This is a genomic window from Novipirellula sp. (assembly GCF_041583735.1).
Lineage (GTDB): Bacteria > Planctomycetota > Planctomycetia > Pirellulales > Pirellulaceae > Novipirellula.
Map to the genome: position 1 here is coordinate 1 of NZ_JBFHFD010000231.1, position 12189 is coordinate 12189.

The following is a 12189-nucleotide window of genomic DNA, read 5'->3' on the forward strand; positions in this document are numbered from 1 at the left end:
GGGTTCGAGTTGATGACTAACTCGTAGGCCAATGCACGAGCCCCTTTGCGATACAGCAGCTCTTCGCGAGCAAAGTGTTTTCCAAAGGACCAGTGATGATACATCAGCGGCATGCCAATCGCGGCGTAGGCATCGAGCATCTGTTCGCTAGTGATCACCTCGATTTGGTTGGGATAGACATCAAGCCCAAGCTCGCCGAGTGCAATTTCTTCGATCGCCTCGTGGGCGCGGTGCAGCGACTCGAAATCCCATTCCGAGCCACGATAGATCAGATTCGTTCCGGTCATCGCGTGGGCATCCCTCAATTGGTTCTTTTTTAGTGTCGGCGCGCGGATGATGCTCCGCTTAGCCAGCCGCCGTTTGAGACCGTTGACGTTTGTCGTTGGAAAACAGTTTGTGGAAAACGGGGTAGATGTCGGCGGGTTCGCTGACCTTGGCACGCTGGAAATGCGAGATCCTCGCGACCATCGACTCATAGTTTTTCCACAGCACGCTGTCGCTCGTTAACGGCTCGTCTCCCACTTCAATATATGCGTAATACTGGCACATCGGCAGGATTGATTTTTCCAGTAGCGACATCGTTTGAGGCATGTCATGGTCAAAGTTATGACCGTCCGAGGCCTGCGCCGCATAGATATTCCAATCCTCGACCGGATAACGCTCTTTGACAATTCGTTCCATTTCGATCAACGCTGACGAGACCACCGTGCCGCCGGTTTCACGCCCATAAAAGAAGGTATGCTCGTCGACTTCGGTCGCAGTATAGGTGTGCCGAATGAATACGATCTCGACCGCTTGATAGTACCGTGTCAGAAAAAGATGCAGCAGCATGTAAAAACGCTTGGCCAGATCCTTGAGGTCTTCGGTCATCGACGCCGACGTGTCCATCAAGCAGAACATTACGGCTTGCGTCGTCGGTTTGCTCCGCATTTCGAACCGGTTGTAACGCAAATCGACGGTATCCAAGTAGCTGACTCGTTTCATCCGCCGCTGGGTGACCGCGACCAATTCGGTCAACCGTTTGATCTCTTCCTCATCGCCCTGTTCATTGGCTTGTTCCAATTCAGCCAATATCGCATCGAGCTCGGCAAGTTTGGGGCGACGCAGGGCGATGCGTCGCGATAGGGAGTGCCGCATCGTTTCACGCAGATTCAATCGCTGAGGGGCGCCGTCAACCGAATATCCCGCACGCGCCCGTGAGGTTGTTGTCATCGACTTCAGTTTGCGTTTCGCCAAATTGGGCAGTTCGAGATCGTCGAAGAACATATCCATAAACTCTTCGCGAGTCAGCAGAAAGACAAACATGTCTTCGCCATCACCGTCGGGGCTGCCCGACGCACCGCTGCCCCCTGCCCCGCCGCTCGGTTTGCGGATGCGGTCACCGCGTTGGTAACCACGATTGCCGGGCAGCACGTAGTTGCGATTTCCGACGCCCGATTCAAAGTTAAAGTTCGGTTCGCTGACGTCGTTGGCACTGATCGATATCTTTTCGCTGCCGTCGAGATCCGCGACCTTACGGTGCCGGATCGCTTCCTTGACCGCTTTGCGGATATGCGATTTGACCCGGCGGACGAAACGTTGCCGATTCCCCAGACTTTTGGCATTCGGATTCTGACGACGGTCGATGACGTGCATAATTCAAAACTACCCTGATTTGCTGACTCGCATGTACCAATCGACCAAGCGACGAACTTGGTGTTCGGTGTAGCCTCGTTTGGTTAATCGTTCGACAAACTCGTTGTGCTTCTGCTCCGCTTCGCTGTCCTTTTTGGCTCCAAAACTAATGACCGGCAGCAGTTCTTCGATCTGGCCGAACATTCGTTTTTCGATCACGTCCCGGATCTTTTCATACGAGGTCCAAGCCGGGTTGCGTCCTTCATTCTTCGCACGTGCTCGCAACGCAAATTTGACGACCTCGTAACGGAAGTCTTTCGCGTTGGAGATGCCTGCCGGATGTTCAATCTTTTCAAGTTCCTCGTTCAAGATCTCACGGTCCATCAATTGGCCCGTATCAGGATCCTTGTAATCGGTATCGTCAATCCAAGCATCGGCATAGGCGATGTAACGATCGAAAATGTTTTGCCCGTAGGCATGATACGATTCGAGATAGGCTTTGCGAATTTCGTTGCCGATAAATTCCGCGTACCGCGATGCCAATTCCTCTTTGACAAACTCTAAATATCGCTGTTCAGTGTCTTCGGGCAACTGTTCACGCCGGATCGACTGCTCCAACACGTACATCAAGTGAACCGGATCGGCGGCCACTTCGTGGGTGTCAAAGTTGAATGTTTCGGACAAGATTTTGTAGGCAAAGCGGGTGGAAACGCCGTCCATCCCTTCGCTGACCCCTGCCGCGTCGTGGTATTCGCCCACCGTGCGGGCATGCGGATCGGTGTCCTTCAGCGATTCTCCGTCATAGACCCGCATCTTCGAATAAAGGCTCGAATTTTCGTGCTCCTTTAGCCGGGTCAGCACCGAGAACCGTGCCATCATTTCCAAGGTGTCCGGGGCGCAGGGCGCGTTGCCCAGTTCCGAGTTGTGGATCAATTTGTCATAGATCATCTTCTCTTCGGTGACCCGCAAGCAATACGGAACCTTGACGACACAGATCCGGTCTAGGAATGCTTCGTTGTTGCGATTGGATTTGAACGATTCCCATTCGGACTCGTTCGAGTGGGCAACGATCGTTCCTTGATACGGCATCGCCCCAACATTTTCGGTCCCTACGTAGGAACCGTCTTGCGTTGCAGTTAGCAGCGGGTGCAACATCTTGAGCGGTGCTTTGAACATTTCGACAAACTCGAGCAGTCCCTGCGTCGTGCGGTTTAGCCCGCCCGAATAGGAATAAGCATCGGCATCGTCTTGGCCAAAATGCTCGAGTTTACGAATGTCGACCTTGCCGACCAAGGACGAGATGTCTTGGTTGTTCTCGTCGCCAGGTTCGGTCTTGGCGACCAAGCAGCGACGTTGCTCGGAAGGCATCACACGGACGACAGAGAATTTGGAGATGTCGCCGCCAAATTCGTCCAGTCGTTTTAGCGCCCAGGGCGACATGTATCCCGGCAATCGGCGTGTGGGGATACCGTAGTCCTCTTCCAAAACATGCCCCATCGTTTTGGGATCAAACAAGCCCAGCGGACTTTCAAAAATCGGACTCACTTCGTCATCGGCGCACAACACAAAGACGGGCCGCGCCTGCATCAGTTTTTTCAGTTGGTCGGCCAGCGAGCTTTTGCCGCCCCCGACCGGTCCGAGTAAATACAGGATTTGTTTGCGTTCTTCGAGCCCTTGGGCGGCATGACGAAAGTAGCCGACGATGCGTTCGATGGTTTCTTCGAGTCCAAAGAACTGACGAAACGCAGGATACGTCTTGATCGTGCGATTCATAAAGATCCGGCCCAACCGGGAATCGTGCGACGTGTCGACGTGGATCGGTTCGCCGATCGCCTCGACCATTCGTTCGGCTGCGGAACTATACAGCGATGGATCGCTACCTGCGGCTTCGAGGTATTCCTTGAGCGTCAGCTTGACTTGCTTCGCTTTTTCGTAAGTTTCGGAATACAGTCGCAGAATGTCAGTAGGTGAATGAGTCATGGATATCCAGCTCCAAAGGAGAACGCAACCAAGAACGACGAACAGTCGCCAGTAGAACCAGGAGATTGCTGTCGCCAACTTTAGCTTAGTCAGACGACAGGGATCCGGCGCGTGGTGCGCAGGAAGCATTCCTGCGTTTCGTCGGGATAAAAAAGATCAAGTGAACAGGGTCCCATTCATTATAAAGGCAGAGAGCCCGGTTGAGCCAAGAAATTTGACATCATGCAAATTCTGTCGGATAGCCGAAGTCGTTTAACTACAACGAGTTGTAGCCAAAAATAGAAGGCGGAGACGGCGAAATGAGCAAGTCTGATATCACAACGTCGACGAATTGTCCCCCGTAGATTCGCCAGCGATTTTCCCCCGTTACGCCGCCAGGATGCTAGCGGATCATTTTTTCTCTCATCCGTATTTCCAGCCGGTGCACGCCGCTTCACGGCAGCAAAGCTACCGCACGACAGCAACGCCACCGCGGTCAACCGCGGCGTTTGGCCAACCTGCGTCGTCGTTTTCGCTTGCGTCGTTTGCGATCTTCCGCGCGGGTTTCGCGAAGTTCTGCCTGGGAATGGGGCCCGTTGCTGCCCAGGGGCACGCTGCGAGGGTGGATGCCGTAGACGCTTGCGGGAATAATGGGGACCGCAATCGCCAACACACTCACCGCGTAGCTGGGGTGGTCCATGACCCAGGCACTACAAATGCAGAAACAGACCAATGTGACGGCGACCGAAACCGCGATCCGCCATCGCTGCAGCTCGCTGATTCTGGTCAAAAATGCGTTAGGATTGATCCAACGCGATCCAAGCCGCAGCAGCAAGTACATGGACACCATCATTATCATGGTTGCGATCAAACGGCTCCCCCATGCCGAACGTGTTGTCGTCCCGTGAACATGTTGGATCATCACGTCCGGTGCAACGGTACCCACTGATAGCAGATCGATAGGGTTGCCTTTGGCGGTACGAAACGGGACCAACGAATCACCGCGTTGCTGCGAGATCACACTGACGGTACTGCTCGGACGCATCGTGAAATACACACGTGCATCACCAATCTGAGCGTCACGCTTCGCTCGCCCGCGTCCGGCTGACCAATACACTCGCGGGGACTGGTTAGGGGCATCATGGTGAATGAAAGCGTCGCGGGCGATTTCCGCAGACAGATCCGCAAGTCGGAAGTCTAGCGGATCGCTTGGCGGGATTTGATCAATTAGCGAATCGGACAACCGGAATCCGCCGAGTTGCACCACGTCGGCTTGGACGCTGTGATTTGGAAACGGCATCGTCGTAGGATTGTCGTGGCCAGCGTGTCGAAACGTAGAGGAATCGATCCGTTGTTTGGACCATATCTTCTCGTAGTGATAAACCTTTCGGCGTCTGCCGATCGAGCGATCGCTTGATGACAGCGAGTCGCGTCGTTTTTCAACTTCACGCCACTGGAACATTTCAACGTGGCGTTCCAAGCGAACCGCGTTGACCTCAAGTGCAAAGGTTTTATCCCTGATCGGCGTGGATGTTTTTAAGCGACCGGTAACGTAGACCAGTTTACCATCGTGCTTGGGGTGAGGCTCGGCCGCATCAATTTCGATCACCGCCGCTGCGGCTTGGTCGAGTCCGCCTGCGGTTTGCACGAGGCTTTTTTCGCTGTTGTGAAGCGACATAATTGCGCCCAGCAATAACAGACCAGCGGCCAAGAAAACAAGGACGCGGCCGCTGCGGATCAATGATGAATGATGCGATTGGTTGCCGTACATGGCGCCCCAACTTTTTCGTGCGAGCGACGTGAATGCAAAACAAGATTTGCATTATAGCTGACGGCCAAAGGGGCACGGACGCAAGCAGCGCTACCGATAGTGTTTGATCGGTGCAAGCTCGGCCACGTTGACCCCGAATCGCTTCAGATAACGATCGGTTTCGTTGGTGAAATTGACTTCGGCATCGCGGTTTTCGAAGCGGAATCGCTCGATCGGAGGCGGCGCAATTTGACGAATCGAATAGAGTTCGACCAGCGAAATGAGACGCTCGGCTTGGGAGATTTCTTCGGCCTCCGAATCTGTGGGCTCATCCATCGCTCGGCTCCAGTGTTCGATCCTTAGCGGCATGAATTTTCCAAAGCCCGATTCTTTGTTGCCAACTTTGGAAATCACCACACTGACTTTGACAGGGTAAAGCGTGGGCCATTCCTCGCGTCCGGAGGTTTGCATCACCTTGTCTTGTTTGCTCTCGGGCAACGTGGCAGTGACAACCCAGACCGGTTGTCCCTGCAACCTACCGCTGGCGATTTGCAATTGATGCTCGGGTTGGATTTGTTCGAGCAATTCGATCCAACCCCCCACCCGCACTCGCAACGGCAACGCATTTTCACGTGGGGACGAGGCCGACCATTCGTCGAGTCGGGCCACATCGACGCGCCGCAGCGAAATCTCGCCCGCCACCTCGCTTCGAGTCCATGCCAATCGTCCATCGCTCATTTGCTGCAGCGTATGTTTGCCTTCGCCATCGTGCATCGTCATTTGAAAATTGAACTGGCCTGTGGTGTGGCCTGACTGTTCGTAGGTTCCTACGCCGACGACTTCGCGACCGGTGGTCCAGACGCGTTGACGTACTTTGGATTCAAAAGCAGGGCCGCTGGCGAGCTGAAAAATGACTCGCCGCAAAAGTTTTTTTGCCGCTTCTTCATTTTCCAAAACGGCGGCTTGGTCACTTGGGTCAGGGCCCGCTTCGGTTTCGCTGTGTGGCGTGTCGGCAACGGTGATTTGCCAATCGAGTGCGGAAAACGTGAGGAAAACCACACCGAGACACAACAACACGATCCAATTCGATCCACCACGACGACGTGTGAAACTCGCAGTGAAACCCTTTGTGGATTTGCTATCGCTGATCAAGCGGTTGTAGCGGTCAATCTTCATAGTCCGGTTATGTCGATTTTTCCAAAGATAACACCCTCCGCGTGCCGATGACCAACTACGAAGAAGGTCTGGCCGAATGCCGAACGGATCGTAGTTGGATTCCCGGTCACGCGTCCACCCAGATCGTTCACACTTACAAAACATTTATTGGATGTGTTTAGGTCGCTGGTTTCGTAACTTCGCGAAACCGCATGCCGAGTGCACATCTCCCAAGGAACGAGGGGAAAGATGAAACGAATCGTCACTCATATGTCGCTGCTGGCGGCCACGGCGGTCCTCGCCACCGGGTGCGTGCCGGTTCGCCACAACTTGCCGCCCGAACAGCGTATGCTCGAACCGGGTCCAGGTGTTGGCGGACCCGGTCCCGGAGTCATGGGACAGATGCCAATGGCTGCTGGAATGGGCGGGGGAATGCCCATGATGGGAGCGGCAGGAATGATGGGAGCCGGTGGAATGGGCCCAGGTCCGATGGGAGCTGCAGGAATGATGGGCGGCGGACCAATGCCAGAAGGCGCGATTGGTCAAGCCGGACCGGATGTCATGCGAAGTGCTCCGCTGGGACCCGCAATGGGCGGCCAAGGTAACTTCCAACTCGCGAGCATGCGAAGCGGAGCAGCTTGTGCCGATTGCAACGGCGGCGCGTCCGCTGGAGCAAACTCGCAAGGCGGCGGCGTGGCATCGATGATGCCGATGATGCCAGGCGTACCATCGACCGTCCAGGTTACCATGAGCCAACCCGAAGGGATGCAGGTTCGCTACGATGCCTCCGGCGGCGGCATGTTCGACAGCGATCCGCTTGTCGTTCCGGCTCGCCAAAACTTTCCTCAAGGAGGATTGTACCGGTTGAAGCTGACCAACATTCCATCACGTGAAGGCGTCGAGCTGTATCCGACCGTGGAACTGGCCTATGCCAACCCACGAACCGGAGCCTACTTGGCACACAACTCGGTACCAATCCAGTTCACCGCGGAAGATTTTGACCAAGTCTTGACTGGCAACTTCGTTACCAAAGTGATCTACCTACCCGATCCCGATTTCCAAGGTCCTGCATTGGCAGGTATCGATACCCTGGTCAGCACTCGGCTTGATCCAGGAATCGATCCCATCGTGGAAGCGGATCGTCGGGGTTCGATCCTTGCAATCATTCGCCTTGGTGACAAAGACATCGAAATGATGGGAGCCGGTGGAAGTGGCGGAGTGATGGGCGGAATGATGGGACCTCCGATCGCAGGTTTGCCTGCACCGTTTGCTTCGGCCATGACCGAAGGCTGTGGAGGACCTGCCGGGGGCGGTGCTTCAATGCCAATGGGATTGCCCGGAATGATCGCCGGTGTCAACGCTCCTCAATACGGAATGCCAATCTCCGGCACCCCGATCGGGTTGCCTGGACCACCTCACATTCCATTGGGAAGCCCTGCGGGATTGAAGAAGCACGTGATGCGTAACCACACCCCGATGCACATGCCACAACCTGTGGACAAAGTCAAAATCGGTGTGCGTATGCAACCTGGATACAGCTACCCGAACCCGGTCAGCCGTATCAACATCACCGAGCAGAACATCCACCCCGGTGTTCCTAACGCACGACCGCTGTACCAACACGCCAGCGAAGAAGTGAATTGAAATCAAAACCATTCACTTGGTTTTGATTCGGGCAACCAACGCTCGACCTTCGGGTCGAGTGTTGCCTTTCGCCTGGCGAGCAAATTTGCTGTCTCGCGATGCGAAAGGCGACACTCACTGTCATTTTCTCCTAAACGCGATCCGTTCCGGTTCCTCATGATGACTCGCCAAATTCGCACTCGAACCAACGTTGCGGTGTCAACAACGATTCTCGCGTTGGCAATTTGGTCGGGCCATGTTTTGATCAGTAATACGACACGTGCAGCGGATCCAAGCGACTATCTCGGCAGCGGTGATCGTCACCACATCCTTCGCGGCGACATGCCTGCCGGAGTGATTGGACAAGCACGGCTGGCTGGCCGCGGCCCCGTCCAAAACTACTTTCAACCGGTCGCATTCTCGGGGCCCAAAGGGGTCGGTTTTTCGATGCCTCAGGGCAGCGAGTTCTTCGGTGCCGAAGACCCGTCGCTGCAAGTGGGGTTGTTGATCGGAGGTGTTTATCGTTTTCGGATCACCGGTATTCCTGGTGCCGAAGGCGCCGAGTTGTATCCTACCGTTGAATTGATTGATCGCATTTACCCGCCACCCGGTTTGGCGACGACCTATCCAATTCCAATCAACTTGGACCACGATGATCTCGAAGCGGCACTCGAAGGCCGTTTGGTCACTCGCGTGATCTATTTAGAAGATCCGGCGACCGCATTCCCACTCGCCGAAACGCCACAGACATCACGAGCCATTGAGCTTTCGGAGCACCAAGACGCACTGGAAGTGGCCGATCGAATGGGACGTCCCGTTGCGATCGTTCGCATCGGTTCGGTTGCCCCTCCAGGGGCGGCCGCCTTGATGCCGCAGTTCTTCTTTGGCTACCCAGCTTGGACGCCGATTTATCAACCCGAGCAGGGATCACAGCAATGAAGCGGGCCCCAAAAGACAACGCTCTGATGAATGAACTGAATCATGATCACGGCCGCCAACGCGTTAGCTTGGTGATGCTGGTCGTAACGCTATTGGCGGGATTTGTGTTGACGGGATGTCAGTTGCCGCAATCCAAGCAAATGCCAACGCAACCGGGGTATGCCTCGCAAAAGGCTCCACAGCCTACTCCGGCCAATGCCGCACCACCGATGGCCACGCCTCACGCCGCCGCGATGCATACGCCGCAAACGCAGTGGAATCCTGCGGTCCAGCAGGTCGCTTGGCAACGGCATCAAACTCACGCACAAAATGCTGCAGCATGTGGTTGCGGTGGATGTGCTGCTGGGGATCCAAACGCATGCCAAAGTGGCCCGCAAGGCTACGCCACTTATGCTGGCGGCGGCTGGAATGCACACGGCGTCGATCCGAACGAATTCTTATGCGACGGAGGGGATCATCATCAAGATGTTGCCGTTCGCCGCAACAATACACTGGCCGGTCTGGACGCCGAAGATACCGTCGTTCACTACATGACCGAAGCCGGCGATACCGAGGTCAAAGCAAGTAACCGGGTTTGCGTTTACGCACCGCGGTTTGCTTCGGTGCGAAAAATCACCGGTGCCGCTTCGGGGGGACGTGTGATCGGGGTTGCCGGCGTCAAGCACGACGTTGGACTCAATCGGATTCAAGAAGATTTGCCAGGGTTAGTGATCAACGATACTCAAGCCCTTGCCCACGCCGACGTCGCCCGACGAATCGACGCGATGCGAGACCGCAATCGTGGCGTACGTATCGAAAACGTGCTGCAGCCCGAGATGGCCGAAGACGTTTTGGCGGCATTGGCCGGTTTGTCGGTGTTGGATTTGGGGCAATTGCAAGAAAACCAACTCGCACGGCTACAGGAAGCTGCAAGTGCGGCGGTGTCGTGGAGTGTGGAAGAATCGATCGAAGTGGCAATCGAAGATCTGAAGCCACCGACATTGACTCGCGATTTGCGAGTCGAAGAGATGCGAGTCTACGACTTTCCCGATGCCGGTCGATTACAGATTGGCAAGTTTGCCGACCGCCAACACGCCCAGCCCGGCGAAGTGGTCTCGTTCGCTATCCGAGTGGAAAACGTAGGCGATTCGGCCGTCAATCATGTCACATTGACCGACAACTTGACCACACGCTTGGAATATGTGGCAGAGAGTCAAACGTGTAGCGGAGGAGCTGAATTCTCGACTAAACGGAACGAAGCCGAATCGTTGATGTTGCAGTGGAAGTTGACGGACGAATTGAAGGTCGGCGAAAGCGTCACCATTCGATTCCAGTGCAAGGTTCGCTAAACAAGGTTCGCTAAACGCTGCTTGCCCCGAGCGGCGGCGAAGAATAACTGACGGCGTCTTCCGTAGTGGACGAGGCAACGAGTCCTTTTTGGCTGGATAAAGCTGCAGGACTCGTAGCCTCGTCCACTACCGCCTGCCATCCAACCATTGTGCTCGGGCACTGGGACATGGTGGGATTCTCGTGGTCAGAACAAGCGATTCGCTACGACATGCATCGCGGATGCTGCATCACGGATTCCGATGCGTTGCGATCTCGCCAATCTGAGATCCAATGTGCTCGACGAGCGCCGCTCGGTCTTCGCACAAATACGCAACATGATCCATCGCGGGATGAAAGCACATCGAAACTTCGTCGCGTCCCTCGAGTTCAGGGAACATGTCATAGAACTGTTGGGCATAACTATAATACATACCCACGCCGCCGGTGTAGACAAAGTGCAGTCGCGTCTTGCGATCCGCGAGTTTACTTAATTCCGCGACTGCAGTTTCTCGCGACGGAAACTCGCGGATGTCGTCTCCTTGTTGTAACGATCGCGGTGCCGTGCTGCTTTGGCCGAGCAATCGCTGCGTAACTTCCCACCACTTCCTCGGTCGCAGTAATCGGTGCAAATGATGGCCTCGGAATCGGTGCCAATAGTACGCGGGGGTTCGGTATCCACAGCCATCCATCGGTACCACGGCGGTGACGCGATCATCGCGAACCGCAGCATGCAGCGAATCGTCGGCACCGCTACACAAGCCAAACAGCACGATCTTTTGCATCTTGGTGTTTTCAAAAATCCAGTCGATTGCTTGGCTGATTTCGTCAGCGGCACGGTCAATCGAGCGTCCTCCCACACCCACGCCGAAGCTTTCGCCGATACCGGAAATGTCAAAGCGTAGTGACGCGATGCCGCGACGGGCCAAGTCGTTGGCAACGTCCACGTACATGCGGAATGGACCGACGTGGTGCAGCATCCCTGGGGTGACTAGAATCGCGGCGGTATCGGATTGCTGTGTCGCAGTCGATGCTTGCCAAACGCCAAGCAGGTGTTCGTAGCGGCCAAACACGACGGCGTTTTTCGAGTCTGCGGATTTGGTTTTCGTCGGTTTGGCGTGTGCTGGCTTAGTCTGTGTTGTCACGGGATGACGCGGGGTGGAGGCCACGTCGTCGTCCTCTGCTCGCTGCAAAATCCCGAGAATTGCTTTCATGGTTTCCGGCGACGAAAATGCACTTTCGGTGTATCGTTGTGCGTCCCAGCGAATATCATCCGAGACGCGAGCCACGTCGGCTTGTGACGCCAACCAGCTTCGTTCGGCAGGCGACGTTAAACCTTGCTCGCTGACCACCACCGAGACGTGTTTGGCGTTTGCCGGTATCCGAAGTGACGTCAAACTCTGTCGCTTCTCGGGCGACATCGCGTGTCCGTAGCTTTGGTCGATCTCGCTGGCAACGCGGATCGTGCTGAAACGGCGCAATTCGGTCAGTTGACGGCGGTGCCATTGGTCCATCGTCCTGAGGAACTCGCTGACGTCGACGATCGGGTCCCACAACACGACGTGATCAAAGCTGCCGTCGGGCAGCGAGGCGGCAATGGTGGCCCCAAGTCGCAGTCCGATTGCCGCTATCTGTTTTGCACCGCTTTGTTCGATCAAGTAATCACGCGCGTCGATCAAGTTTCGTTGCATCCGCTGGGCCGTTAACTCGGCACACGCCCCATCGGAATTACCGGTGCTGGCGTAATCAAACCGCAGCACGTCAAATCCCACGCTGCACAACTGAACGGCCAATTGCTGCAAATTGCGATAGCCACGTGCATATTCGTGACCGATCGAATGACA

General features: G+C 55.5%; 9 protein-coding genes. 3 read left to right on the top strand and 6 right to left on the bottom strand.

Annotated features, from left to right (window positions below):
- The 5 genes from ABX962_RS17595 to ABX962_RS17615 form a co-directional block, all read right to left on the bottom strand.
- On the bottom strand, positions 1-287 hold a 287-nt coding region (locus ABX962_RS17595; RefSeq protein ID WP_372721347.1), incomplete at its 3' end, for a SpoVR family protein.
- A gap of 58 nt (positions 288-345) precedes the next feature.
- On the bottom strand, positions 346-1635 hold the full coding sequence (locus ABX962_RS17600; RefSeq protein WP_372721348.1) for a YeaH/YhbH family protein: 1290 nt from the start codon (positions 1633-1635) through the stop codon (positions 346-348).
- 9 nt (positions 1636-1644) lie between these two features.
- Positions 1645-3594 carry a PrkA family serine protein kinase gene (locus ABX962_RS17605; RefSeq protein WP_372721349.1) on the bottom strand — a complete coding sequence of 650 codons (1950 nt, stop codon included), beginning with the start codon at positions 3592-3594 and terminating at the stop codon, positions 1645-1647.
- 475 nt (positions 3595-4069) lie between these two features.
- A complete protein-coding gene (locus tag ABX962_RS17610) occupies positions 4070-5344 on the bottom strand; it encodes a TMEM43 family protein (protein WP_372721350.1) in 1275 nt (424 codons plus the stop codon).
- Positions 5345-5434: 90 nt separating this feature from the next.
- On the bottom strand, positions 5435-6499 hold the full coding sequence (locus ABX962_RS17615) for a hypothetical protein (RefSeq protein WP_372721351.1): 1065 nt from the start codon (positions 6497-6499) through the stop codon (positions 5435-5437).
- Positions 6500-6727: 228 nt separating this feature from the next.
- On the opposite strand from ABX962_RS17615, the gene ABX962_RS17620 reads away from it, so the two are divergent.
- From ABX962_RS17620 to ABX962_RS17630, 3 genes are all read left to right on the top strand, one after another.
- Positions 6728-8122, top strand: a complete 1395-nt coding sequence (locus tag ABX962_RS17620; RefSeq protein ID WP_372721352.1) for a hypothetical protein — start codon at positions 6728-6730, stop codon at positions 8120-8122.
- A 156-nt stretch (positions 8123-8278) separates the two neighbouring features.
- Positions 8279-9040 carry a hypothetical protein gene (locus ABX962_RS17625; protein WP_372721353.1) on the top strand — a complete coding sequence of 254 codons (762 nt, stop codon included), beginning with the start codon at positions 8279-8281 and terminating at the stop codon, positions 9038-9040.
- Positions 9041-9066: 26 nt separating this feature from the next.
- Positions 9067-10368 (top strand): DUF11 domain-containing protein, encoded by a 1302-nt coding sequence (locus ABX962_RS17630; protein ID WP_372721354.1) that lies wholly within the window; start codon positions 9067-9069, stop codon positions 10366-10368.
- A 228-nt stretch (positions 10369-10596) separates the two neighbouring features.
- Here the strand turns inward: ABX962_RS17630 and ABX962_RS17635 are convergent.
- On the bottom strand, positions 10597-12189 hold a 1593-nt coding region (locus ABX962_RS17635; RefSeq protein ID WP_372721355.1), incomplete at its 5' end, for a serine aminopeptidase domain-containing protein.